22 protein-coding genes are annotated in these 24,325 nt (G+C 66.2%); 16 read left to right on the top strand and 6 right to left on the bottom strand.

Features of this window, described 5'->3' with window-relative positions; all coding sequences use genetic code 11:
• Positions 1–63: 63 nt before the first annotated feature.
• Genes F620_RS0103960 through F620_RS0103950 form a run of 3 tightly spaced genes read left to right on the top strand, consistent with a single transcriptional unit; the run spans position 64 to position 2,542 of the window.
• Positions 64–798, top strand: coding sequence for a sulfotransferase family 2 domain-containing protein (locus F620_RS0103960; RefSeq protein WP_026331301.1), 735 nt, complete (start codon positions 64–66; stop codon positions 796–798).
• A gap of 2 nt (positions 799–800) precedes the next feature.
• A complete protein-coding gene (locus F620_RS0103955; RefSeq protein WP_019569534.1) occupies positions 801–1,640 on the top strand; it encodes a sulfotransferase domain-containing protein in 840 nt (279 codons plus the stop codon).
• The gene (locus F620_RS0103950; protein WP_019569533.1) at positions 1,637–2,542 is read left to right on the top strand and encodes a sulfotransferase; all 906 of its coding nucleotides are present in this window, start codon (positions 1,637–1,639) and stop codon (positions 2,540–2,542) included. Before F620_RS0103955 ends, F620_RS0103950 begins: the two co-directional genes overlap by 4 nt.
• 18 nt (positions 2,543–2,560) lie before the next feature.
• Here the strand turns inward: F620_RS0103950 and F620_RS0103945 are convergent, their stop codons facing one another.
• Positions 2,561–3,661, bottom strand: a complete 1,101-nt coding sequence (locus F620_RS0103945) for a glycosyltransferase (RefSeq protein WP_019569532.1) — start codon at positions 3,659–3,661, stop codon at positions 2,561–2,563.
• 212 nt (positions 3,662–3,873) lie between these two features.
• Between F620_RS0103945 and F620_RS0103940 the strand changes: the two genes are divergently transcribed.
• The 10 genes from F620_RS0103940 to F620_RS0103895 all read left to right on the top strand — a co-directional run bounded on the left by F620_RS0103940 (position 3,874) and on the right by F620_RS0103895 (position 13,470).
• Positions 3,874–4,602 (top strand): sulfotransferase family 2 domain-containing protein, encoded by a 729-nt coding sequence (locus tag F620_RS0103940; RefSeq protein WP_019569531.1) that lies wholly within the window; start codon positions 3,874–3,876, stop codon positions 4,600–4,602.
• 14 nt (positions 4,603–4,616) lie between these two features.
• The gene (locus F620_RS0103935; protein ID WP_231373864.1) at positions 4,617–6,020 is read left to right on the top strand and encodes an O-antigen ligase; all 1,404 of its coding nucleotides are present in this window, start codon (positions 4,617–4,619) and stop codon (positions 6,018–6,020) included.
• A gap of 2 nt (positions 6,021–6,022) precedes the next feature.
• Positions 6,023–6,955, top strand: coding sequence for a glycosyltransferase family A protein (locus F620_RS0103930; protein WP_019569529.1), 933 nt, complete (start codon positions 6,023–6,025; stop codon positions 6,953–6,955).
• 222 nt (positions 6,956–7,177) lie between these two features.
• The gene (locus tag F620_RS15445; protein ID WP_231373863.1) at positions 7,178–7,933 is read left to right on the top strand and encodes a sulfotransferase family 2 domain-containing protein; all 756 of its coding nucleotides are present in this window, start codon (positions 7,178–7,180) and stop codon (positions 7,931–7,933) included.
• Positions 7,930–8,886: a sulfotransferase gene (locus tag F620_RS14190; protein ID WP_155986994.1), complete on the top strand. Its 957-nt coding sequence runs from the start codon at positions 7,930–7,932 to the stop codon at positions 8,884–8,886. Before F620_RS15445 ends, F620_RS14190 begins: the two co-directional genes overlap by 4 nt.
• Positions 8,887–8,973: 87 nt before the next feature.
• Complete coding sequence (locus F620_RS0103915; protein WP_369773814.1) at positions 8,974–9,735, top strand: 3-deoxy-D-manno-octulosonic acid kinase; 762 nt, start codon at positions 8,974–8,976, stop codon at positions 9,733–9,735.
• On the top strand, positions 9,732–10,874 hold the full coding sequence (locus F620_RS0103910; protein ID WP_019569525.1) for a glycosyltransferase: 1,143 nt from the start codon (positions 9,732–9,734) through the stop codon (positions 10,872–10,874). Before F620_RS0103915 ends, F620_RS0103910 begins: the two co-directional genes overlap by 4 nt.
• The gene (locus F620_RS0103905; RefSeq protein WP_019569524.1) at positions 10,871–11,473 is read left to right on the top strand and encodes a hypothetical protein; all 603 of its coding nucleotides are present in this window, start codon (positions 10,871–10,873) and stop codon (positions 11,471–11,473) included. The genes F620_RS0103910 and F620_RS0103905 overlap by 4 nt, the downstream gene beginning before the upstream one ends.
• Before the next feature lie 49 nt (positions 11,474–11,522).
• The gene (locus tag F620_RS0103900; protein WP_019569523.1) at positions 11,523–12,203 is read left to right on the top strand and encodes a sulfotransferase family 2 domain-containing protein; all 681 of its coding nucleotides are present in this window, start codon (positions 11,523–11,525) and stop codon (positions 12,201–12,203) included.
• On the top strand, positions 12,178–13,470 hold the full coding sequence (locus F620_RS0103895) for a hypothetical protein (RefSeq protein ID WP_019569522.1): 1,293 nt from the start codon (positions 12,178–12,180) through the stop codon (positions 13,468–13,470). Before F620_RS0103900 ends, F620_RS0103895 begins: the two co-directional genes overlap by 26 nt.
• 18 nt (positions 13,471–13,488) lie before the next feature.
• Here the strand turns inward: F620_RS0103895 and F620_RS0103890 are convergent, their stop codons facing one another.
• The 5 genes from F620_RS0103890 to glnE are packed head-to-tail and all read right to left on the bottom strand — an operon-like array spanning position 13,489 to position 19,954.
• A complete protein-coding gene (locus F620_RS0103890; protein WP_019569521.1) occupies positions 13,489–14,298 on the bottom strand; it encodes a sulfotransferase in 810 nt (269 codons plus the stop codon).
• A 25-nt stretch (positions 14,299–14,323) separates the two neighbouring features.
• Positions 14,324–15,748 carry a bifunctional D-glycero-beta-D-manno-heptose-7-phosphate kinase/D-glycero-beta-D-manno-heptose 1-phosphate adenylyltransferase HldE gene (hldE, locus tag F620_RS0103885; RefSeq protein ID WP_019569520.1) on the bottom strand — a complete coding sequence of 475 codons (1,425 nt, stop codon included), beginning with the start codon at positions 15,746–15,748 and terminating at the stop codon, positions 14,324–14,326.
• Positions 15,749–15,798: 50 nt separating this feature from the next.
• Positions 15,799–16,026 (bottom strand): zinc-finger domain-containing protein, encoded by a 228-nt coding sequence (locus F620_RS0103880; protein ID WP_018947474.1) that lies wholly within the window; start codon positions 16,024–16,026, stop codon positions 15,799–15,801.
• A 35-nt stretch (positions 16,027–16,061) separates the two neighbouring features.
• Positions 16,062–16,982 (bottom strand): branched-chain amino acid transaminase, encoded by a 921-nt coding sequence (locus F620_RS0103875; RefSeq protein WP_018947475.1) that lies wholly within the window; start codon positions 16,980–16,982, stop codon positions 16,062–16,064.
• 35 nt (positions 16,983–17,017) lie between these two features.
• Positions 17,018–19,954, bottom strand: a complete 2,937-nt coding sequence (gene glnE / locus F620_RS0103870; protein WP_019569519.1) for a bifunctional [glutamate--ammonia ligase]-adenylyl-L-tyrosine phosphorylase/[glutamate--ammonia-ligase] adenylyltransferase — start codon at positions 19,952–19,954, stop codon at positions 17,018–17,020.
• Positions 19,955–20,122: 168 nt separating this feature from the next.
• Here glnE and F620_RS0103865 point away from each other — a divergent pair, with 168 nt between their 5' ends.
• The 3 genes from F620_RS0103865 (at position 20,123) to F620_RS0103855 (ending at position 24,235) form a co-directional block, all read left to right on the top strand.
• Positions 20,123–21,193, top strand: a complete 1,071-nt coding sequence (locus F620_RS0103865) for a Fe(3+) ABC transporter substrate-binding protein (RefSeq protein ID WP_019569518.1) — start codon at positions 20,123–20,125, stop codon at positions 21,191–21,193.
• A 154-nt stretch (positions 21,194–21,347) separates the two neighbouring features.
• A complete protein-coding gene (locus tag F620_RS0103860) occupies positions 21,348–23,150 on the top strand; it encodes an iron ABC transporter permease (RefSeq protein ID WP_019569517.1) in 1,803 nt (600 codons plus the stop codon).
• Complete coding sequence (locus F620_RS0103855) at positions 23,150–24,235, top strand: ABC transporter ATP-binding protein (RefSeq protein WP_019569516.1); 1,086 nt, start codon at positions 23,150–23,152, stop codon at positions 24,233–24,235. The genes F620_RS0103860 and F620_RS0103855 overlap by 1 nt, the downstream gene beginning before the upstream one ends.
• Positions 24,236–24,325: the final 90 nt, after the last annotated feature.

Raw genomic sequence — 24,325 nt, 5'->3', positions numbered from 1 at the left:
TGGTCGCGTTCCCGCGCCTGTGATCTAATCCACCCAGCCAGTCGCCCGACAAGGCCCTTCATGGTGATCATCTCGCACCGCAATCGCTTCATCTTCATCAAGACACGCAAGACCGCCGGCTCCAGCCTGGAAGTCGGGCTTTCGCGCGCCTGCGGGCCCGAGGACATCATCACCCCTTTGAGCGCCAATCGCGGCGAGGAAGAGCTCCGCCGGGCCGAGGGCGGCCGGGGGCCCTCCAACCACCATAAACGGCTGCTGGAACACCGTGGCTGGAAGGAATGGCGACGGTTGCTGCTGCGCAGACAGCGTGCCGAATACGGCGAGCACTCAACCGCCCGGGAGATCCGCGCACTCGTCGGGCCCGAGACCTGGCGGACCTGTTTCCGCTTCACCATCGAGCGCAACCCCTGGGACCGGGCCCTGTCGCGCTACTGGTGGCAGAAACACCGCTGGGAAGAGAAGGGGCGCGACAATTTCCCGAACCTGAGCGAATACCTCGCCTGGCTGGAGGAACACAAGCCGCACTGGCTCAGCAACTGGGATCACTACACCATCGATGACGAGATCGCCGTGGACCGGGTCCTTCGCTACGAAAACCTGAATGCCGAACTGTTGGAACTGCAGCAGGATCTGGGCCTGGATGCCGACATCCGGCTGCCCGAGCAGCGGGCCAAGGGCGGCTTTCGCCAGGGGCGACAGGACTACCGCGAGATCCTGACCGATACCGACCGGGCGATCATCGACCGCGTCTGCCAGCGCGAGATCGACGCCTTCGGCTACCGCTTCGAGGACGGCTGAACATGGCTGCCATTTCCCGCAATCGCGGCCCGCTACGCCGCGGTGTCCAGCGCATCCGGCGCCGCTGGCGGCGCCGGCGTGCGGATGTCCACCTGATCTCCTACCCCAAATGCGGGAGGACCTGGCTGGTCGTGCTCCTCAGCAAGTCCCTCGAACTGCATTACGGCATCCGTCTGCGCAAGCCGCTGCGCCTGCGGGGCTATGCCCGTCCCTGGCGCGACATCCCCTACATCCTGCAGCACCACGACGGCGGTCCGGAGTTCCTGCTCCCGGAGGAGCTGGAGCAGGACAAGTGCGACTATGCGGGGCGCAAGGTCGTCTTCATGGTCCGCGACCCCCGGGATGTCCTCGTTTCGTCCTATTTCCAGAAGACCCGCCGCAACGCGAACTATCAGGGCCGCATGGAAGACTATGTCAGGGAGCGGCGCGGCGGGATCGAGACATTGGTCGATTTCTACAATATCTGGGCGCGCAACCGTGACGTGCCGGGCGATTTTCTGTTGCTGCGCTATGAAGACCTGCACGCCGACACCGCCGACCAGCTTCGGCGGGTGCTCGAATTCATCGGCATGCAGGACGTATCCACGGAAACCCTTCGGGCCGCGGTAGACTTCGGCCGCTTCGACAACATGCGCCAGCTGGAATCCCGCAACGCGATGGGGAGCAGTTCGCTGGCCGCCCGCGACGCCGACGACACCGAAAGCTACAAGACCCGCAAGGGCGAGGTCGGCGGCTACCGCGAATACCTCGACGGCGAGAGTCTCGAATACGTCGAGACCATCATCAACGAACGCCTGGACCCCTGGTACGCGGGCTACCGCTATTTCAGCACGGCATCATGACCACTCACGCGACGCCCCCGGTCATCATCATCGGCATGCACCGCTCGGGCACCAGCCTGCTGACACGGGTACTGCAGCAGGCCGGATTCTTCATGGGGGTCGGCGCCAGCCGCAACGAAGAGGCGGCCTTCACCAACGCGATCAACGCCTGGCTCTTCCGCGAAGCCTCCGCGACCTGGGACCGCCCGGAGTCATTCGACTGGCTGCTGGAAGACGACACACTCAGGCCGTGGCTGCTGGACTATATGGAAGGGGTCGTGCGCGGCCCCGCCAGTCTGCGCTTCCTCGGGTTCCGCCGCGGGCTGCGCGGCGGCGGCATGCCCGGACAGAACCGGCCCTGGGGCTGGAAGGACCCGCGCAACACCTACACCCTGCCGCTGTGGCTGGAGCTCTTTCCACAAGCCCGCGTGCTGCACATCACGCGGCACGGCGTGGATGTGGCGGCAAGCCTGCGCGCCCGCCGCCGCGGGGTCTTCAACCGGCGCGTGCGCCGCTATCGATCCCTGCGGGGGTGGTATCGCAACCACCCCGGCGCCCCGGCGCGGCGCGGCTTCGCTCCCCAGGTACGGTGCCGTACGCTGGAAGGCGGCTTCTCCCTGTGGGAAAGCTACCTGCAGCGGGCCCGGGAGCATGTCCGGGCCCTGGGCCCCAATGCCATGGAGATCGCCTACGAGGACCTGCTGACGGATCCGGCGCGACTGCTGCCGCAGGCCCTGGAGTTCTGCGGCTGCCCCCCCGATGCCGAGCGGGTGGCCGCAGCGGCCGCGGCTTTTCGTCCCGACCGGGCCCACGCCTGGCAGCATGATGAAGAGCTGCGCGCCTTTGCTGCCAGCGTATCCGACCGCCTGGCTCGGCTCGGTTATGCCCCGCCTGCCGAGAACACCCCGGGCAGAACCGGATAATGGCAGGCCCGCAAGGCGTCACGAACGGGCCGCAGTCGACTCTGCCTTCACCAGCCCCATGACCTGCGCATACCGAAGGGCGACGCGGTCGCTGCGGAAGCGGTCCAGGCCTTCCCGGATCCGCTCCTCGCCGGGCGGGTTTTCCAGAGTCGCCTCCAGGGACCCGGCCAGGGCATCCGCGTCTCCCACCGGCACGAGTGGCCCGATCCGACCGTGCTGGAGGATCTCGGCCGGCCCGGACGGACAGTCGGTGGCCACCGCCGGCGCTCCGGCTGCCAGCGCCTCGATCAGGACGTTACCCAGCCCCTCATAACGCGAAGAAAGGCAGAACACCCCGGCCCGCGCGAAATAGGGCAACGGGTCCGGGACATAGCCGGGAAGGTCAACGGCCTCCGCCACCCCCAACCGCCGCGCCTGGTCCAGCAGGGTTTCACGCAGGGGTCCCTCGCCCAGGATCACCAGTCGCACCGCACGCCGTTCGTGCAGCCGGGCGAAGGCCTTCAGCAGGGTGGCAAAGTCCTTCTGCGGTGTCAGGCGACCGGCCCCGACAATGACCGGCGGTCCGTCACCGGCGAACCAGGGATGCTCCACGGGCGCCTTAACACGCTCGGGGATATCCGGGGTTACGGTCGGGTTGTAGATCACCTCGATCCGTTCGGGATCCACGTCAAAATGCTCGATCAGGTCATCGCGGACGCCTTCGGAGATCGCGATGACCCGGTCGGCATGCCGGTACAGCCAGCGCGCCGAACGGCGCTTGAATCGACGGCGCAACGTCTGGCTCGGCGTGTTGGTCACCTTCACGAACACCGGCGACGGAACCCATCCCAGCATGCGCCCCAGTACGGCCACCTTGGCCGAATGGTCCTTGGCGGTCAGCACCGCCGCGGGCGGATCCTGCCGCAGCAGACGCCGCAGCTTGAACAGACTGTCGAACTTGCCCCTGCTCTGAAGATCCACCACCTCGACGGCCGCCGGCAGTTCCTCGGGGTAGGGCACCTGTCCGCCACGGGTCAGCACAAGCCGGGGCCGGATGCCCAGTTGCAGGAACTCCCGACTCAGAATCAGCATCTTGCGCTCGATCCCGCCCCAGGCCTTGAAGGGTGCAAAAATCACCAATTGCGAGTTCAATGCCACCGCTCCCGTTCCTCGGCCGGAATGAAGGCGCGCACGCACCATACTCGATCTCGTGTACACATATGATGCATCCCGCGAAATCCCACAGCCGGCTTAAGCGTGTCAGGCTCAAGTGAGCCGCTAATCTGGTCCGCCCTGCTCGGTTTGTGGTGTAATAAGGCCGATATTCTCGCCAAACACCGGGGCCCCGCCGGATGATCGTTTGCCACCGGCACCGCTTCATCTTCATCAAGACCCGCAAAACCGCCGGCAGCAGCATCGAGATCGCGCTCTCCCGCCTTTGCGGCCCCGGAGACATCGTCACGCGCCTGAGCTCGGAGCGGGGTGAAGAAAGACTCCGACAGGAAGAGGGCGGCTATGGCCCCACCGGTGACCGGAAGCCCGTTCGTGCACACCGTGGGTTCCGGGAGTGGCGCCGGCTGCTGACGCAGGGACAACGCGCACGCTGGAGGCAGCACACTACCGCGCGAACTCTTCGCGCGCTGCTTCCTCGCCATGTATGGGACAGCTATCTCAAGGTCACGGTCGAGCGTAACCCATGGGACCGTGCCCTGTCGCGGTACTGGTGGATGAAGGGCCGACGCGAAGAACAGGGGCAGACAGATTTCCCCAGCGTGTCCGAGTACCTGGTCTGGATGGAGAAAAACAAGCCTCAGTGGATCTCTAACTGGGCACACTACGCCATCGACGATGACCTCCTCGTGGACCGGGTTCTTCTTTACGAACGGCTCGAGTCGGATCTGGCGGAACTCGCGCAGACGCTCCGAGTCGACGCGACGCAATTGCAACTGCCAGAACAAAAAGCCAAAGGCGGGTTCCGGAAGGACACCCGCTCATACCGGGATGTACTCGGCCAATCAGACAGGACCCTGATCGAACGGGTCTGCCAACCCGAGATCCGAGCCTTCGGATATCAATTTTAAGCGACGCGATGGTCATGATGGAATCAACCGCTGAGCCCGGCACCGAGGGCAAACAAGGTCTCGGGCCACTCAGGCACTGGGCCATTGGCTCGGCATACGGCTTCGCCTTCTTCGGGTCCATCAGCATATCCCTGGGCCAACTGTTCCAGGCAATCATGCTGGTGCTGGCCATCACTATCGTCATCCGGCACTGGTCTTCACTGCGCAGTTCCCCGATGCTCTGGGTAACGGCGGGGTTCATCCTCTACGTCATAGGGCGGGGGGCAGCAGCGGCGCTTTTAGAACGCCCCGACATGACCGCCGAACAATGGGAGGGAACCGGTGACTGGGTCCGAACCGGGCCACTCCCCATCCTGCTGGTGGGCCTGATGCTGGCAGCGAGCGGCAACTGGATCCGTCATTCGCTCGGCGTCGTGGTCACCTGGGCACTGGGCTTCCTCCTGATGCTGGCCAGCGGCTTTTCCTTATCGGAGCTGCATGCCGCCATTTTCGAAGGACACCGCTACAAGGAGGGTGTCAACCCCTGGATCGATGGCCTCAAACTCGCGACCCTGGTTCTAGCAGCTCTCGCCCTGGCCCCCGCCCTGCTGGGGCAGACACGGGGGTGGGGACTGGTATGGCGCATCACCCTCTGGGTCTGCGCAACGACCGTGGCGTTGGTCGGCATCGTCGTCTTTCAGGCCCGGACCATCTGGCTTGCCGGTCTGATCGGTCTCGTATTCCTGGTGCCGGCTATGCTCTGGTTCGGCCGCCTGGAACTCTCCGCGAAACATTCTCGCACGGTCGGCGTCACCATTCTCCTCGGCGTAATCACCACGGCAGGGGTACTCCCCGCATCATGGGACAACATTCAGGACCGGTGGGCCGCTGGAGACCAGGGGGAATTTCTCCGGGAGATGGTCACCACGCCACCGAGCAATTGGATCGAGGAGCTGCCCTCGGACGGGCAGGCCATCCGGGCCGCTTATCTGGTGACGGGGTTCGACTATCTCATTGAACGCCCCATAATGGGATACGGGCCAGCTGATCCGCGATATCTCCGATTCGAGGACCCTGATCTTCCCGAGGTCCTTGAAGGCCGACAGGGGCATTTCCATAACGGCCACCTTGAGATAATGCTCCGGTTTGGGAGCATCGGATACGCATTCATCATCATGACAATCCTGCTCTCCACCAATGAAATACGCATTCAGCTGAGACGAAACAATGCAGCGCGCTTCCTGGCACTTGCGGTCGCTGCATTCCTGGTGACGTTCCTGGTCGCATCACTGGCCAGTGCAAATCTCAATCGTTTCCGGGTTGAACACCTGTATGGAATCATGTTCGGGGTGATGTGGGCCGCCGCTTTCGCCCGAAAACTCGGATGGGACGGCATCCGACCAACTAATCCCCCCATTCAATCCAACGAACCGAGCTAACCGTGCGGATTGTCGTCTTTTCCTACAACCGCGGCCGTTACCTGCACAATTGCCTCGACTCGCTGTTTCGGCATGCACCCCAGTATCCCGTTACGGTGATGGATGATGGCAGCACCGACCCCGCAGTGGACACCGCGCTGGAAGCGTTTGGCGAGAGCATCCGTGTCATACGCAACGATCGCGCAAGCACTGCATATCTGGGCGGTCTCTACGCCAACATGCAGCAGGCCCTGGATGATCGTGACGGTGACGACCTGGCCCTGTTCATCCAGGACGACCAGCAGATCGTGCGGGATCTGGACGAACGGGACGAGCAACATTGGAAGCGCTTTTTCGCAGCCCATCCGGAAGCCGTGGAACTTGCCACCACGTTCCTCAAGGCCAACCGGCGCCCCGGTTCGCTCAACTTCCACATCGACCCGGAAGTGCCAGTTTATTTCCGCGATGACTCAGTCAGCCGCCGCGCCCATTTTGCTGCCACCGGCCTGTTTCACACCGCTCGCCTGCGTAAAGCTAACTGGGGCTTCATGCCCACCGAAGGCGAAAACAACCAACAGGCTCGCGAACTCGGCGTCAGAATGGGGTTTACACCGTATCCATTCATGATGTGGCTCCCCAATGCCGAGAGCTCAAAATTCCGGCGCAAGAGTCTCCTTCACCGCTTCGCCGAATGGTATCGGGAAGTCGGATTCTATCCGTACGAACCCATGACCCCGTCCGAAGTGAAGTGGCTCTACGAACGTGACCTGAGCAGATTGCCGCTTGCCCAGGAGGTCCTTCGGCCGACGGGCATGAAGGAAGACCAACAATGGCTCTTCGAAGACGCGACGAAATCCATTCGCTTCATCCATCGACGTCTGAAACGCAAGAAAAAGAAGGAGGCCGCTCGCGCAAGGAACAAGGGCCGCAGCCATGAAGGAGGCTCCGGTGAATGAGCTCCTCATCCACGTCGGGATACCAGGGACTGAATCACATCCAATCGCGGACAACACGCGTGGACTGCCGATGGAGCTGCATGGGAAACATGCAATACCGGGAGCGGCTAACGGAATTCCCGATTCTGGATTTGTGGGCACGAGTAAAGGAAACGGTTCATGGCGGCAATACAAGGTTGCCCCAATCGCTTGCGACCGATCTTTCCGAGACAGGCTATTGACATGCTGATCTCACATAAATACAAGTTTATCTTCATCAAGACCGGAAAAGTCGGCGGGACATCACTGGAGATGGCCCTTTCAAGGTTCATGGGCCCCGAAGACGTCATAACTCCACTTACCTGGGATGATGAGAAGGAACGCTACCAACGCGGCTACCCTACAGCACAGAACTTCGAACAGGCATTGCGCGGCCTGACGCCCCGACAATGGCCACGCTGGCTTCGTTCATCTGTCGGCACTCGATCAGGCAATCCGGAAAAGGCCCTGCGAGCGAAAACCCGCGCCCCCAAGCGCTACTGGGACCACATGCCCGCCCGGGCGATACGTGAGCGCGTGGGCGAAGAAATCTGGAACTCGTACTACAAATTTTCCATTGAAAGAAACCCTTGGGATAAAATGGTGTCTCGGTACTTCTGGGACCCCAAGAAGCGGAAGGCGGGGCTTTCATTCCGGGATTTTATCCTTTCCGGGAACGGACTGAAGAGCAATTTCGACTACTACACCGTCAACGGCATCCTTGGCGTAGATCGATTGATCCGCTATGACCGGCTGAACGAAGAGCTGGGCGACGTGTCCCGTGAGCTTGGACTACCGGAGGATGTAGGTGAAACTCTGCGGGGCCTTTCTGCCAAGGGGGGGTATCGCAAAGGCCGAGATGTGGTAAGCCTTTATGATGACGAGACGCGAAGGATTGTCGAGGTCTTCTTCGCAAGGGAGATCCAGTTGCTGGATTTCGAGTTCGAGGAGTGCCCGTGACGAAAAGCAAGATTTTTGTGGTCTCCCTTCACCGCACGATGACTCGCAGCACGGACATCCTTCTGTCCAGCCTGGGGTACACCACACTCCATTTCCCCAAATTCTTCAATGGCGAGAATCTGATGGAGGCAGTACGTGGGCTGGAGGATAAGCCTGAACAGGTACTGCAACGGCTGACCCCACTCATTGAGTCGCGTGACGCCTTCAGCGACGTCCCGTTTCCGGGCCTTTACCCGCAGCTCGCCAAGCGCTGGCCAGATAGTCGCTTCATACTTGTCCATCGCGATCCTGACCAATGGGAACGTAGCGCCCGCGGACATATGAAGGATCGGAAACTGTCACCCTACAACCGGATTCAGTACCGTCTCTACGTGGATGCAAACATCCAGCGATTGCCTGAGCTTCCTAAGGGAAGGCTTGCAGAAATCCACGAACAACACACGCATCAGGTACGGGAGTATTTTGAGAAACATCTGGGCGAGGCAGATCGGCTCTGTACTGTGGACATCGCAGACGGCAACGCCGGGGAACAAATCTGCACATTTCTGGGGCACGATCCGATACCCCTCCCCCGGCTTTCGGGACGCCCATCCCCCGAGGATATGAAGACAAGCCGCGAGTGGGTGGAGGCTTGTCCAAACAAATCTGATGCTCGGTATTTCCTGGCTACCAACCTCCTGAATGCCGGGAGGGTTAGGGAAGCCCGGGAGCATCTGCGCTGCGCGATCCAGCACGAGCCGGACCAGCCGAAACCCTATGCCATGTTGTCCGAGATTCTCGAACGGGATAACGACCGCGAAGCCGAGATGATGGCTCATCACGCAGTCCGGTGCGGGCTGATACGCCCGAGGCTCTGCTCCCGCGCCGCCCGTGGACGAGCGCGAGCGGGCCACTGGAAAGAGGCTTTTGCGCTCTGGATGACCGGTCTCACCCATCGCGTGCGACGCCACTGAAACGTCGTGTGTCTCTCAAGAGACCCTGGGTGACGAGTGCCAGCGGAACATGGACCCTCATCCTGCCATTCCCCGACTGGAATACCAGTGATCCTCATGGAAAATCCACGACAGGTCGACGAGCCCGCGCTTGAACACTGGCACTCCCATCCGCGGAGGCGACAGTGCCGTATCCTGTCCGACCCCGGAATGCTCCGGGAGTGCAATAACGACCTGTTCGACCCCGAGGCATTGCGGGCACGAGGCCAGTGGACCGGCAGTAGCAGCGGTCGGCGTGCGACCCACTTCCTGCATCACGAGGGGCGCGACTGGGTCCTGCGCCATTACTGGCGGGGCGGACTGATGGCCCGGGTTGCCACGGATACCTACCTGTGGGCCGGGCTGGAACGCAGCCGGCCGGTGCGCGAGTGGCGCCTGCTGGCGCAACTGCACGAACTGGGTCTGCCGGTCCCGCGTCCGGGGGCCGCACGGGTCTGCCGCCACGGGCCGGTGTATCGTGGCGATCTGCTGAGCGAACGCATCCCGGACAGCCACCCGCTGGACGAATGGATCGGGGATGGAAAGGACGCGCCCGAATTGTGGGACGCAATCGGCCGGGTGATCGCCCGGTTCCACGCCCATGGCGCCTGGCATGCGGATCTCAACGCCCGCAACATCCTGATCCAGGGCAACGGGCAGGTCTGGCTGATCGACTGGGACCGGGGCCGGATCGGCTACCATCGTGCGCTTCAGGACAACCTGTCGCGTCTGCGGCGTTCGCTGGACAAATGGGCGGCGACCCGCGAACGCGGCGCCCTCGGCTGGCCGCACCTGCTTCAGGCCTACAACGAGGAACGGAAACCGGCATGACAACCCCGCGGCTGGCCGTACTCGTTTCCTACACCGGGGATGGCGGCGTCGAAAAGATGATGAACCATCTGCTGCGCGGGTTCGTGGATGCCGGCGTGCAGGTGGACCTGCTGCTGCTGAAGGCCCGCGGCGGCCATGTGGAAGGCATTCCGGCAGAGGTCAATGTGATCCGGCTGGATGCGCGCACCTCCCTGCTGGCACTGCCCGCGGTCACCCGCTACCTGCGTCGCCAGCGCCCCGACGCGTTGCTGGCAGCCAAGGATCGCGCCGGCCGCGTGGCCCTGCGCGCGCGCCGGCTGGCTCGGGTCCCGACGCGGATCGTTCTGCGGATGGGGATGCACCTCAGCGGCTCGCTGGCCGACAAGACCGCCCTGCAGCGATGGCTGCGTTACCGCCCCGTCCGGCGACTGTACCCGCTGGCGGATGCCATCGTTGCCGTGGCGCAGCCGGTAGCCGACGACCTCGCCCGCATCGGGGGCATCCCGTCGGAGCGTTTCCGCGTGATCGCCAACCCGGTGATCTCGCCATCCCTGAGTGCCAGGGCCGAAGAAGCCGCGGAGCATCCATGGCTGGAAGCGGCCACACGGAGCGAAACACCGGTCATCCTGGCGGTGGGCCGACTGCGGCCGCAAAAGGATTTCGCTACCCTCCTGCGAGCCTTCGCGCTGCTGCATGCCCGGCGACCGTTCCGGCTCATCATCCTGGGGGAAGGACCGGAGCGGGACCGCCTGCAGGGCCTGGCGCGGGAACTGGGTATCGCCGACCATGTCGATCTTGCGGGTTTCCGCTCCAATCCGTATCCGCTGATGCGCGCTGCCAGCCTGTTCGTGCTGTCATCCCGCTTCGAGGGGTCGCCCAATGTCCTGGTCGAGGCCATGGCGCTCGGGACACCGGTAGTGTCGACGGACTGCCCCAGCGGTCCGCGCGACATCCTCGCCGGGGGCCGCCTCGGCCCGCTCGTCCCCGTGGGCGATGCCTCCGCGCTGGCCGAAGGGATGGCCCGCGGGCTGGAGGCACCCATCGAACCGGGGCTGCTGCAACAGGCCGTCGCCAACTACACCGTCGAAACGAGTGCCCGCGCCTATCTGGAGGCGCTGGGCATCGCGCCAACGACCAATCCGGAAACACACACCCCATGAAACCGCCCGTCCTCGTCGACCTGCCCACCCGGGAACTCCGGCGCTACCTCGCCAAGCGCGATCCGGCATCCAAGGCCCGGTTTTTCATGGACGGGCTGTTCCTGCCCCGCCGCGTGCGTCGCGGGCAGTGGCACCGGCGGACCGAACCCTTCGACCTGCACCCGATCTACGCCCTGCTGGAACATCTACTGGACGAAGAACGCAGCCGCTCCGAACACATCGAGGCGCTGCATCGCTACTATCGGGCCCGTGGAAAAACCGAGGACCAGGCCGAAGAGAAGATCGCGCGCTCACTGGACAAGTACCTCGAGCGGTACCGCGGCCTCGCCCGCAACATGGCGGAGAACGGATACGTCGCCGGTCTGGGCAAGGACGAGATCGGCGTGGCCATCGGCCCGGAGGGCGAATTCATCAAGGTGGCGAACGGCAACCATCGGCTGGCGGTGGCCCGTCTGGCCGGGGTATCGCAGGTCGTCGGAGAGATCCAGTTCGTGCACCGCGACTGGCTGCGCCGCCAGTCCTCGCGGCGGGACGCCGACGAGGCCGTACTCCATGCCCTGCGCTCACTGAACGCGCGGCGCAACCCCGCGGATTCCTGATGCGGCCGCGGTTACAATACCGCGACCGTTCGCAGCCGAACCCCGATCCATGCTGATCTCCTATCGCAAGAATTTCCTGTTCGTGCACATCGCCAAGACCGGCGGGACCAGCATCCGGGCGGCACTGCGGCCGTATCGCTGGGGCGGCTGGTACAGCATCCCGCTGTGGGCGGCCAGCCAGGTCAGCCAGCTGACCCGCCCCCGGCACAAGCTGGGGCTGAAGTTCCCGCGGCACGCCAAGGCGATCGCGGCCAAGGAAATGCTGCCGGAGCCGGTCTACCGCGAGCTGTTCAAGTGCGCGATCGTGCGCAATCCCTGGGATCTGCAGGTCAGCTCCTGGCACCACATCCGGCGGGAGAAGCCGGAGGTCCTGGAAGGGGTCAAAACCTTCGGCGATTTCCTGCGGCTGAAGTTCGACCCCGAACGGCCGTATGACTACATGCTGGACACCTCGGCGGAGCTGCAGCACGAGTACATCGTCGATCTGCAGGGTCGGGTGATCGTGGATTTCATCGGCCGCTACGAGAACCTGCACGAAGATTTCGCCACGGTCTGTCAGCGCATCGGGATCCCGACGCCCGAGCTCCCGCATCTGCGCCGCGCCAGCGAACGCGACGACTACCGCAGCTACTACGACGACACCCTGGCGGAGATGGTGGCGCAGCATTACCGCCGCGACCTGGACCTGCTGGGCTACGAATTCGATGCCCCGACTTCCGCAAACCGGTGACCGCCCGGAGATCCCGGGCCTCGGGACCCTCGCGCTGGAGGACTGCCTCCACGAGTACCCGGGCAAGCGGCGGATCTTTCGCGCCCGGTTGCCCGACGATCGGCCGGTAGTCGCCAAGTTCTATCTCGGGCGGATCGCCCAGTGGGCCGAATGGCGCCGTGGCACCCGCGGGGCGCGCCGGCTGGAGGCGGCCGACGTGCCGGCGCCGGCGGTGCATCATGCCGGCTACTGCCCGCAATACCGCGCGTGGCTGCTGGTGCTGGACCTGGTCGAGGCGGATGCCCCCTGGCCACCGCCCGGCGGCGACCCCGGCCACGAGGCCCATGCCCGGCTGCTGGCCACCCTGGCCGAACACCACCGCGCCGGCGTCGTGCAGAACGATCTCAACTGGCTGAACTTCATCCCCCGCGACGGCAAGCTGTACGCGATCGACGGGGACCGGGTACGCCGGCGTGGAGCCGCCCTCGGACGGCGAGCCGCCCTGCGCCACCTCCAGCGGCTGTACGCGTCCAAGACCCGCGTGCCCGAGGCGCGCATCCGCGAGGGCTTCCGGCGCTACCACGAGCTGCGCGGCTGGGGCCCGAGCGAGGCCGAACTGGAACGTTTCCTGCGGGTACTGCGCCAGGCCCGCGTCCGCCATGCCCGCCGGGTGGCGCACCGCGCGGCACGCGGCTGGAAACACTACCCGCGCTTTCGCAGCGAGGACCTCGGGATCATCCACGACCGGCGCAGCCTCTCGCGCGAGCAGGCCGGCGAGATCGCCCGCCAGCTGTACGCGACCGGCGAACTGCCCGAGACAGCCGCCTCATCGGACACGCCCGAACTCTGCGCCCGGCGGATTGATGCACCCTGGCAGACCCTGCCGGCCCTGCTGCGCCCGGCCCTCACCCGCCGGATCGCGCGTCGGGTCTGGAGCCATGCGCTCATTTTCCGACGGCTGGGGCTGGCGGTGCCGCGGCCGGTGGCAGTGGTCGCCGCGGATTGCGGCATGATCTGGCTGGTCCAGGAGGCGATCGAGGACATGCACCCGCTGACGGACGGCGGCCAACCGCCCGGACCGGAAGCGGCCGAGACCCTGTGGGCGGGCCTGCGAGACTACGGGATCCGGTTCCGCGGGCGGGATCCGCGCATGCTGGGCAGCGACGGCCATGCGTTGTGGATCCTCGATCCGCTGCCGCTGGCCTTTGCCCGGCCGGGGGCGCGCGGTCTTCTGCGCGCCGCGCAGCGCGACCGGGAGTGGCTGCTGCAGGTCAGCGAGCGGCGCTGATCCGCCACTCGCCCGGCGTCAGTCCAGCCCCCAGCGACGCTCCTTGGCGTCGTTGGCGACCCGACCGGGCCAGGCGATCACGTTCTGGATGCGCTGCATGTACGGCGGGATCACCTGCTTCCAGGCATCGTCCGGCCAGATCACACTGCCCTCGGTCTTGCGAAAGACATCCGCCGAACCGATGTTGTGATGCGCCATCTCCGCCCAGGAGTCGAGCTGCGGGCGCTCGAACTCCAGCCCCAGGCGCTCCATCAGCTTCGGCAGCTGGTCCTCGGGGTCGTAGGCCAGCTTCTCGTAGTTCACCACGATGTGCGGCTCGTTGCGCAGCAGGTGGTACAGCCGCAGCGAACGGTGGGAATAGGAGAAGGTAGGGAGGTAGTTCTGCTGCTTGCGCTTGCGCAGCGACTGCGCCCGCCCGCGCGGGTCGCGCAGCACGTGGATTGGCACCACGTCGATGTCGGGCGCGGCCATCAGCCGGCGCAAGCGCTGCACCGACTTGGAATTGTCGGTCACGAACGGGACCCCGCTGACCTCGGAGACCACCTCGAACAGCGTGCGGTTGTGCTCGTTGAAACGGGCCGGGTCACGCGCATGCACGTCCAGGGTCTCCAGGTTGCAGCCCAGGCGCTCCTCCAGCCGGGCGTTGACCGCCGACCAGAACTCGCATGCCCGGAAGCTGGGCGCGCCGCAGGGGCAGGGATGCTTGCGCGCGTAATGCGCCAGGCGCCGGACCCCGCCCAGCGCGCGCACCTGGCTGTGCGCGTCCAGCAGGATGTCCAGCAGGGTCGAACCGCTGCGGCCCATGCCCACGAGATAGAGTACTTTCATGTGTGTTTTTGCCCCGGAATTCGTCTCAGTAATGGCCCTGTCGGATACGCTCCATCACCGCGCTGGTCGAACAGCCGTCGACGAAATCCAGCACCTCGACCCGGCCGCCGGCCGCAGTGACGGCATCATAACCCGCGATGTCTTCCGGCCTGTAGTCGCCGCCCTTGACCAGCACGTCGGGCAGGATCTCGCCGATCAACTCCGCCGGGGTGTCCTCGGCGAACGGCACTACCCAGTCGACCGCGGCCAGCCCGGCGAGCACGGCCATGCGGCCCTCCAGCGGGGTCACCGGTCGCCCGGGGCCCTTCAGGCGCTGTACCGATGCGTCGTCGTTGACCGCCACCACCAGCCGGTCGCCGCGAGCCCGGGCCTGCTCCAGATAGGCCACGTGCCCGGCATGCAGCAGGTCGAAGCAGCCGTTGGTCATCACGATGCGCTCGCCGGCGGCCCGCGCGCGCTCCAGCGCGGCCATCAGCCCGGCGCGGGACAGCACGCCGCGATCGGCGCCCCCCGGCTCGTGCCGCGCCGCGCGCAGTTCGTACGGCGAGACCGTCGCGGTGCCCAGCTTGCCGACCACGATCCCGGCGGCGAGGTTGGCCAGATGCATCGCATCCTCCAGCGTCTCGCCGGCCGCCACCGCGGCCGCGAGGGTCGCGATCACCGTGTCGCCGGCACCGGTCACGTCGAACACCTCGCGTGCCCTGGCCGGCTGATGCACCGGCGGCCGGTCGGGACGGAACAGGGTCATGCCCTCCGCGCCGCGCGTGACCAGCAACGCCTCGATACCATGCTCGCGGAGCAGACCCGTGGCCGCGCGCTCCAGCGCCGCCGTGTCCGGACAGGGACCGGCCACGGCCTCCAGTTCCGCGAGATTGGGCGTGACCAGACTGGCGCCGCGGTAGGCGGAGAAATCGGTGCCCTTGGGGTCCACCAGCACCGGGCGGCCGGCGGCCCGCGCCGCGCGGATCAGCGGCTGCGGGTCGCGCAGCGCCCCCTTGGCGTAGTCGGACAGCACCACCACCTGGCAGTCGCTCAGCAACGGTTCGAAATCCGCCATCAGGTCACCGGCCGTGGCGCCGGGGAAACCGTCCTCGAAATCCAGCCGGATCAGCTGCTGATGACGACTGATGACCCGCAGCTTGGTGATGGTTGCGGCCCCCGACCGGCGCCGGAAGTGGCAGCGAACGCCCGCCTCCTCCAGCAATGCGGACAGATCGGACGCGGCCGTGTCGTCCCCGGTCACCCCCACCAGGTCGGGACGACCGCCCAGCGCGGCCAGGTTCAGGGCGACGTTACCGGCCCCGCCCGGACGCTGCTCGATGTCGCGCACGTGCACCACGGGCACCGGCGCCTCCGGCGAGATGCGGTCGGTCGCGCCGTGCCAGTAGCGATCCAGCATCAGATCGCCGGCGACCAGCACGCGGGCCTGATCCAGGGGGGGCAGGGTCATGGTCGTACCTGCGCCCGGGTCCGGGATCGTGCCGGGCCCGGGCGGGGGGATCAGTCGGCGGCGTCTTCGAGGATGTAGATCGTGCCGCAATAGGGACACTGGTAGCGCCCGTCCTCGGTCTCGTCGATCGGGATGAACACCCGCGGATGGGAAGCCCACAGGGCCGTGCCGGGCGTCGGGCAGTGCAGCGGGAGATCCCGCTGGGTCACGCGTACCGTCGTCTCGGCATTGGCGGTCGTGTACTGGTCCTGATGGCTGGCGGTATCGGGATTCACCATGGTTCGGGTCTCGCTCCGGGTCGGGGTCGCGCCGTTCAGACGTAGGTCAGCCAGTCCTGATGCCGCGAGTCACGGCCGTGGACCACGTCGAAATAGCGCGACTGCAGCAGTTCGGTGATGGGGCCGCGGCTGCCGGTACCGATCGGCCGGTCGTCCACCTCGCGGATCGGGGTGACCTCGGCGGCGGTCCCGGTGAAGAAGGCCTCGTCGGCGATGTAAACCTCGTCGCGGGTGATGCGTTTCTCCACCACGCGGAAGCCCTCCTCGGCCGCCAGTTCGATCACGGTGCGGCGGGTAATGCCGTCCAGCGCCGAAGTCAGGTCCGGCGTGTAGATCACGCCGCCGCTGATGATGAAGATGTTCTCGCCGCTGCCCTCGGCCACGTAGCCCTCGGTGTCCAGCAGCATGGCCTCGTCATATCCGCAGCGGGTGGCCTCCTGCAGGGCCATCATCGAGTTCATGTAATTGCCGTTGGCCTTGGCCTTGCACATGGTCACGTTCACGTGGTGCCGACTGAACGACGAGGTACGGATGCGGATGCCGTTCTCGATGCCGTCGTCGCCGAGGTAGCTGCCCCAGCTCCAGGCCGCCACCATCACGTGCACCTCGAGATTGTCGGCGCGCAGGCCCATGCCTTCGGAACCGAAGAAGGCCATCGGCCGAAGATAGGCGCTCTCGAGATTGTTCTCGGTGATCGCCGCCTGTTGTGCACGGTTCAGACGCTCGGCGGTGAACGGCAGGGTCATGCCGAGGATCTTGGCGGAGTTGAACAGGCGCCGCGTGTGATCCTCGAGACGAAAGATGGCCGGCCCGTGATCGGTGGGATAGGCCCGGACACCCTCGAACACCCCCATCCCGTAGTGCAGGGTGTGGGTCAGAACATGGGTCTTCGCATCCCGCCAGGGCACCATCTCGCCATCCAGCCAGATCACCCCGTCCCGGTCGGCCATCGACATCGCTTGCGTCCTCGGTTTCGTGTTGTTCCGTCGGGTCAGCCTCGGGAAGCAGCATCAACATCGGCATCGCCGAATACGCTCTCCCAGGCACGCATCACCCGCGCGCGCACCGCCTCCAGCTCCGCATCCGGCTGTTCCACGCGGGCGTCGCGCCCGGCAAGGGTCAAACGGTGGATGCGGTTGCGCAGATCGCGGTAGGCATCGGCCAGTTCGCTGCTGAACCCGGCGTCGATCACGCCACTGGCGCCCAGGGCCTCCAGGGTGCGGATCTTGTCCGGGTATTCGCACACTGCCGGATACTCGTGCGCGGCAACCAGAACCCAGTATTGAACCATGAATTCGATATCGGTGATACCGCCACGGTCGCGCTTGAGGTGGAAGCCATCGCCCGGTTTCGACGCGTGCTCGGTCAACATGCGCTGGCGCATCTCCACCACCTCGCGGCGCAGGGCATCGGCATCGCGCGGACGGGTCAGAACCTCCCGGCGCAGGGCGGCGAAGTCCTCGCCCAGCAGACGATCCCCGGCGACGAAACGCGCGCGCACCAGTGCCTGGTGTTCCCAGGTCCAGGCCGACTCGTCCTGGTAGCGACGGAACGCCTCCAGCCCGGAAACCAGCAAACCGGCCGTACCCGAGGGGCGCAGCCGCGTGTCTACTTCGTACAGCCGCCCGGAGGCGGTGAACGCCCCCAGCAGATGCACCACCCGCTGGGCGACCCGGGCAAAGAACTCGCTGTTGTCGATCACCTTCGGCCCGGCGGTGCGGGCACTGGCGCTGTCATCGCTGTCGTGCAGGAACACCACATCGAGATCCGAACCGTAGCCCAGCTCGAAGCCACCCAGCTTGCCGTAGCCGATGACCGCGAAACGCGCCGGACGGCAGGCGCTGGCATCCTCGCCGCACTGCGGCGCGCCGAAACGCTGCACCATGTGCTCCCAGGCCAGGTGCAGCACCTGTTCCAGCAGCACCTCCGCCAGCCAGGTCAGATGATCCGAGACCTTCATCAGCGGCAGGAACCCGGTAATGTCGGCCGCCGCCACGCGCAGGGTCTGCACCTGCTTGAACTGGCGCAGGCGGTCCAGCATCTGCTCGTGGTCCTGCCCCGGGAAGCGTGCCAGCTCGTCTTCCAGTTCCGCCTGCAGGCCCTCGCGGTCCGGCGGAGCGTACAGCGCGCGCGGATCCAGCAGTTCGTCCAGCAGCAGGGGATGATGGGTCAGCTGGTCGCTGATCCACGGACTCGCGCCCACCAGGCGCACCAGCTGGGACAGCGCCAGCGGGTTTTCCACCAGCAGCGACAGATACACCGAGCGCCGCGCGATGGTGCGAATCAGCTGCAGCGCCCGCGGCAGGACATCGTCGGGCGCGTCCTGCTCGGCGATGGCCCCCAGCAGCAACGGCATCAGCCGGTCGAGACGCTGACGCCCGGTGGTGCTCATCGCCCGCACCCCGGGGCTTTCGCGCAGATCATTGATGCCGGCGAAGGCCGACCCGGGATCGTTGAAGCCGAGTCCGGCCAGCGCCTCACGGGCCTCGTCCTCGTTCAGCGTGCCCATCCACAGCCGCTGGATCTGCTGTTCGCGATCGGCCTCCGGCGAGTCCTCCATGCTTTCTTCGCCGGCCCGCTGCGGGGCAACGAAGACCTGATCGAAATGGGCATGGACCCGGTGCTGTTCGCGTACCAGCGCGGCCTCGAAACTGCCCTCGTCCTCGAACCCCATGGCCAGCGCCAGGCGCGCGCGGTCATCGCCCTCGCGCGGCAGACGGTGGGTCTGCTGGTCGTTGAGCATCTGCAGGCGGTTTTCCACCCGCCGCAGGAAACGATAACCGCGCTCCAGCTGTTCCACCACGTAATCGGGCAGCAGCTCGCGCTCCCCGAGCACCGCCAGCACGCCCAGCAGGTCGCGCCGCTGCAGGGCCTGATCGCGTCCCCCACGGATCAACTGGAAGGCCTGGCCGATGAACTCGATCTCGCGGATCCCGCCCTCGCCGTGCTTCACGTCCTCGAACCGGCCCTTGCGTGCGGATTCGTCGTTGATCATCTGCTTGAGCTGGCGCAGGTTGGCCAGCGATCCGTAATCCAGGTAACGGCGATAGATGAACGGGCGCAGCCGGCGCATCAGGCGCCCGCCGGCCTCGACGTCCCCGGCGATCACCCGCGCCTTGATCAGCGCGTAGCGTTCCCACTCCCGACCATGGGCCTGGTAGTAATCCTCCATCGCGTCGAAGTGCATCGCCAGGGGGCCGGTATCCCCGAACGGCCGCAGGCGCATGTCGACCCGGTAGCAGAAGCCGTCCGCGGTCACCTCGGACAGCGCGGCGATCAGCGCCCGGCCGAGGCGCTGGAAATAGGTCGGGTTGTCCAGCGGCTTCGCGCCGTCGGTCTCGCCATTCTCCTCGAAGGCAAAGATCAGATCGATGTCGGAGGAGAAATTCAGCTCGCCGCCACCCAGCTTGCCCAGCCCCAGCACCACCAGCGACTGCGGCGATCCGTCCTCGGCGCTGCGCGGCTGGCCGTGGCGCTCGCGGTAACGCGTATCCAGCCATCCCAGCGCCGCACCGATCAGGCCATCCGCCAGGCGGCTGAGATCGTGCATGACTTCTTCCAGGTCCGCCGCGCCGGCCAGGTCGCGCCAGCCAATCCGCAGCAGCTCGCGATGGCGCGTCTCGCGCAGCGCCCGACGCAGGCCGTCCTCGTCCTCCGCGGCGTCCACCCGGGCCTGCAGGGCCGTATGAAAGTCCGCGTCGGTGCAGGCCGGTATGCGGCCCTCGGCATCCAGCGCCTCCACCAGGTAGGCCGGATGGCGCCGCACCGTCTGCGCCAGGTAATGGCTGAAGGCCAGCGGCCGGTGCTCGGCGGGGGGCGAGTCCGGCGCTACGCCTTCTGCCGGTTCCATTTCCTCCCACAGGCGCCGGATCTCGTCCTCCAGAGCGGCGGGCAGCGGGGCGGGGGTCTGCGGCAGTGGCTTGTCCATGGGTCTCAGATTAGGGAAACACCGATCGATGTGCACGTCCGGGTCGGGCCGCCGCGACAAACAATCCGGCTAATAGGACTTGACCACGGAAGATAATACAAATAACAATCGTTCTCGCTTTTATGGCGAATCAATCACAGGAACCACCCGTTTCGAGGAACAACAGCCATGCATACCCGCCCCCTGAACTGGATCATCGGTGCCGCCGCCATGGTGGCCATCACCCTGCCGCTTGCCGGCTGTGGCCCCGACGCCGATAACGGTGCCGACGACGCAGCCACCGCGGACGCCGGTGAGGTCAACCTCTATTCCGCACGCCAAGAACAGCTCATCCAGCCGTTGCTGAAAGACTTCACCGACGAGACCGGGATCGAGGTCAACCTGGTGACCGGGGGTGCCGACGCCCTGCTTCAGCGGCTGCGCCAGGAAGGCCGCAATTCGCCCGCCGACGTGTTCATCACCACGGACGCCGGACGTCTGCACCAGGCTCACGCGGCCGGGGTTCTCCAGGGCATCGAGAGCACGACCCTCGAGAACAACGTTCCCGAGCGCTACCGCGACCCGGATGGCGAGTGGTTCGGCCTGTCCATGCGCGCCCGCCCGATCATGTACCACACCGACCGGGTCGACCCGTCCGAGCTGTCGACCTACGAGGCCCTGACCGACGAGCAGTGGGAAGGCCGGATCTGCATCCGCTCCTCCGACAACATCTACAACCAGTCGCTGGTCGCCTCCATGATCGCCACCGAGGGCGAGGACGCAGCCCAGCAGTGGGTCAACGGCATCGTGGCCAACATGGCCCGGCGCCCGCAGGGGGGTGACCGCGACCAGATCCGCGCGGTGGCCGACGGGGTGTGCGACATCGCCATCGCCAACACCTATTACCTGGGCATCATGCTGGAAGGTGAAGGCCGTGACCGGGAGGTGGCCGAGCAGATCGGGGTCTTCTGGCCCAATCAGGACGACCGCGGCACGCACGTGAACATCTCCGGCGCCGGGGTCACCGCCCACGCGCCCAACCAGGAGAACGCCGTGCGGCTGATCGAGTACCTGACCTCCGAATCCGCCCAGGAGTGGTACGCCGAGGCCAACCAGGAATACCCGATCCGCGACGACGTTCCCGCCAGCGACATCCTCGCCGGCTTCGGTGATTTCGTCTCCGACGACATCGACCTGCACCTGCTGGGCGAGAACAACGCCGAGGCGGTGCGCATCCTCGACCGGGGTGGCTGGCGCTGATCCCGCCTGACCCGGAGACCCCCGCAGCGCCCCGGCCACCCCGTGGTCGGGGCGCTTGCGTGTGGACCCCCGGAGCGCAGCAGTGGCCGTACTCCCCGCAGACTGCGGGGTCACCCATGGAATTCGAAACAAGAACCTTTACTATTTGCACTCCATGACCCAAGCCACCACCAGCACCGGGGCCCGCATGCCCGCCTTTCGCCGCCCGCGGCTGCCGCTCAGCCCGTGGTCGCTGGTGGCGGTAATCACCGCGCTGGTCCTCGCCCTGCCGGTGCTGGTGATTTTCGGACACGTGTTCATCCCCGCCGGGGAAGTCTGGGAACACCTGCGCCAGACGGTGCTGGCCGACTACGTCACCAACTCCCTGGTGCTGCTGGTCGGGGTCGGGATCGGCGTACTGCTGATCGGCGTGCCGGTAGCCTGGCTGATCAGCATGTGCGAGTTTCCGGGCCGCTCGGTCTTCCAGTGGGCGCTGATGCTGCCGCTGGCGATGCCCGCCTACATCATCGCCTACACCTACACCGGCATGCTCGACTTTTCCGGGCCGGTGCAGGGGCTGATCCGCGAGCTCACGGGGCTGGGCTACGGTGAGTACTGGTTCCCCGAGATCCGCTCGCTGGGCGGCGCCATGGTCATGCTGCTGCTGGTGCTCTACCCCTACGTCTACCTGCTCAGCCGGGCGGCCTTCCTGGAACAGTCGGTCTGCGTGCTGGAGGTCTCGCGCACGCTGGGCGCCGGCCCCTGGGAGGGCTTTCGCCGGGTCGCACTGCCCCTGGCCCGTCCGGCGATCATCGCCGGGCTGACCCTGGCACTGATGGAGGTACTGGCCGACTACGGCACCGTGGCCTATTTCGGTGTCAGCACCTTTACCACCGGCATCTTCCGCACCTGGTACGGCCTCGGCGACCCGGCGGCGGCCGCCCAGCTGGCGGCCGTGCTGCTGAGCTTTGTCTTCATACTGATCCTGCTGGAGCGCTGGTCGCGCGCGAAGGCCCGCTTCCATCACACCAGCCGGCGTTATTCCACGCTGCCGCGCTATCGCCTGCGCGGCTGGAAGGCGACCGGGGCGTTTCTGGCCTGCCTGCTGCCCATCCTGTTCGGCTTCCTGATCCCGACGGCGCAGCTGGCCCTGTGGGCGGTACAGACCACCGATCAGTGGATGAATCCGCGGTTCTACGGTCTGGTGTTCAATACCTTCTGGCTGGCGACTGCCGCCGCGATCATCGCCGTCGCCCTGGCTCTGGTGCTGGCCTACGCCCAGCGCATGGAGGGAGGACGGATCACCCGCGTGGCGGTGCGCATCGCCGGCATGGGCTACGCGGTACCGGGCACGGTGATCGCCATCGGCATCATGATCCCGTTCGCGGCCTTCGACAACGCGCTGGACAGCTTCATGCGCGAGACCTTCGGCGTCAGCACCGGACTGCTGCTGTCGGGCACGGTGTTCGCGCTGCTGTTTGCCTACGCCGTGCGCTTCCTCGCGGTGTCGCTGCAGACCGTCGAGGCCGGACTGGGCAAGATCCAGCCGAGCATGGACGACGCCGCGCGCTCGCTCGGCCTGCATCCGCTCAAGACCCTGTGGCGGGTGCACATGCCGATCATGCGCGGCACCCTGCTGACGGCACTCCTACTGGTGTTCGTCGACGTCCTCAAGGAACTGCCGGCCACGCTGATCCTGCGGCCGTTCGATTTCAACACCCTGGCGGTGCGCGCCTTCGAGCTGGCCGGGGACGAACGCCTGCGGGAGTCGTCCAGCGCCGCCCTCGCCATCGTGCTGGTGGGGCTGGTTCCGGTTATCCTCCTGTCGATGACCATCGGGCGCTCGCGCCCCGGCCAGGGCGCCGAAACCGCGCAGGCCACCACCGACGACCCCGACCGCCGCCCGCGTTCGCGGCCGCTGGCGATGCCCGCGGGCACGGCCGCGAACCCGCGCGCCGACGACCCACAGGAACGCTGATGCAGGTACCCCATACGCCGCTTCTGGATCTCGACCACGTCGACATCGGCTACGACGGGCAGCCGGTCGTCCACGACGCCTCGCTGCAGCTCCCGGAGGGCCAGATCGGCTGCCTGCTGGGCCCCTCCGGCTGCGGCAAGACCACCCTGCTGCGTGCGATCGCCGGCTTCGAGCCGGTGATGCGCGGCGAGGTCCGCCTGAACGGTCAGGCCATGAGTCACCCGGGGTTCACCCTGCCCCCGGAAAAACGCGGTGTGGGCATGGTGTTCCAGGATTTTGCCCTGTTCCCGCACCTGTCGGTGGGCGACAACCTGCGCTTCGGCATCCGCCACTGGAGCCGGGAAGCCCAGGACGAGCGGGTCCGGCAGCTGCTGCGGCTGGTCGGCCTGATCGGCTATGAACCGGGTTACCCGCACGCCCTGTCGGGCGGGCAGCAACAGCGCGTCGCCCTGGCCCGTGCCCTGGCACCACGCCCGGGCCTGCTGCTTCTGGACGAACCCTTTTCCAGCATGGATGTCGAGCTGCGCGGCGAACTGGCGCGCGAGGTGCGCGAAATCCTGCGCGCGGAGAACACCACCGCGGTCCTCGTGACCCACGATCAGAACGAAGCATTCGCCTTCGCCGACCGTATTGCGGTGATCCACGAAGGCCGCATCGCCCAGCTCGACAGCGCCTACAACCTCTACCACCGCCCGGCCAACCGCTTCGTCGCGGATTTCATCGGCGAGGGCACCCTGATCCCCGGCATGGTGGAGCCCGGCAACCAGGTCGACACCGCCCTGGGCCACCTGCAGGGCCCGCTGTCCGAGGCACTGGCCCCGGGGACCGCGGTGGACGTGCTGGTGCGTCCGGACGACATCGCCATCGACAACGAGCACGGGGAGGTCCGCACCGAGGTGCTGGACAAGGCCTTCCGCGGCGCGGATTTCCTCTACACCCTGCGCCTGCCCGATGGCCTCAGCGTGCAGTGCATGGCACCGTCGCACGACAACTTCGTGATCGGGGAGCATGTCCGCCTGCGCCTGGATTTCTCCCATCTGGTGGTATTCTCGCGGGAAAGTGGCGTCGACTGCCCGAGCGGCTGACCCTCGCAGGAAACGAGCGAGCGCGGAACCCGCAGCCCGCGTCGGGACTCGGAAGAGAGACCCGTCAGGCCTGTCGACACCCATTCGGCC

The sequence above is a fragment of the Thioalkalivibrio sp. ALE11 genome, from assembly GCF_000381205.1.
Lineage (GTDB): Bacteria > Pseudomonadota > Gammaproteobacteria > Ectothiorhodospirales > Ectothiorhodospiraceae > Thioalkalivibrio.
This window is presented reverse-complemented; position numbering and strand designations above follow the sequence as displayed.

Excerpts from the sequence above, each read along its gene's own strand:
- F620_RS0103865 (WP_019569518.1), top strand. The coding sequence starts at position 20,123 with ATGCATACCCGCCCCCTGAACTGGATCATCGGTGCCGCCGCCATGGTG.
- F620_RS0103950 (WP_019569533.1), top strand. The coding sequence starts at position 1,637 with ATGACCACTCACGCGACGCCCCCGGTCATCATCATCGGCATGCACCGC.
- F620_RS0103955 (WP_019569534.1), top strand. The coding sequence starts at position 801 with ATGGCTGCCATTTCCCGCAATCGCGGCCCGCTACGCCGCGGTGTCCAG.
- F620_RS0103880 (WP_018947474.1), bottom strand. The coding sequence starts at position 16,026 with ATGGTGAATCCCGATACCGCCAGCCATCAGGACCAGTACACGACCGCC.
- F620_RS0103935 (WP_231373864.1), top strand. The coding sequence starts at position 4,617 with ATGATGGAATCAACCGCTGAGCCCGGCACCGAGGGCAAACAAGGTCTC.
- glnE (WP_019569519.1), bottom strand. The coding sequence starts at position 19,954 with ATGGACAAGCCACTGCCGCAGACCCCCGCCCCGCTGCCCGCCGCTCTG.
- F620_RS0103875 (WP_018947475.1), bottom strand. The coding sequence starts at position 16,982 with ATGTCGATGGCCGACCGGGACGGGGTGATCTGGCTGGATGGCGAGATG.
- F620_RS0103905 (WP_019569524.1), top strand. The coding sequence starts at position 10,871 with ATGAAACCGCCCGTCCTCGTCGACCTGCCCACCCGGGAACTCCGGCGC.
- F620_RS0103890 (WP_019569521.1), bottom strand. The coding sequence starts at position 14,298 with ATGAAAGTACTCTATCTCGTGGGCATGGGCCGCAGCGGTTCGACCCTG.
- F620_RS0103860 (WP_019569517.1), top strand. The coding sequence starts at position 21,348 with ATGACCCAAGCCACCACCAGCACCGGGGCCCGCATGCCCGCCTTTCGC.
- F620_RS15445 (WP_231373863.1), top strand. The coding sequence starts at position 7,178 with ATGCTGATCTCACATAAATACAAGTTTATCTTCATCAAGACCGGAAAA.
- F620_RS0103900 (WP_019569523.1), top strand. The coding sequence starts at position 11,523 with ATGCTGATCTCCTATCGCAAGAATTTCCTGTTCGTGCACATCGCCAAG.
- F620_RS0103895 (WP_019569522.1), top strand. The coding sequence starts at position 12,178 with ATGCCCCGACTTCCGCAAACCGGTGACCGCCCGGAGATCCCGGGCCTC.
- F620_RS0103910 (WP_019569525.1), top strand. The coding sequence starts at position 9,732 with ATGACAACCCCGCGGCTGGCCGTACTCGTTTCCTACACCGGGGATGGC.
- F620_RS0103855 (WP_019569516.1), top strand. The coding sequence starts at position 23,150 with ATGCAGGTACCCCATACGCCGCTTCTGGATCTCGACCACGTCGACATC.
- hldE (WP_019569520.1), bottom strand. The coding sequence starts at position 15,748 with ATGACCCTGCCCCCCCTGGATCAGGCCCGCGTGCTGGTCGCCGGCGAT.
- F620_RS0103940 (WP_019569531.1), top strand. The coding sequence starts at position 3,874 with ATGATCGTTTGCCACCGGCACCGCTTCATCTTCATCAAGACCCGCAAA.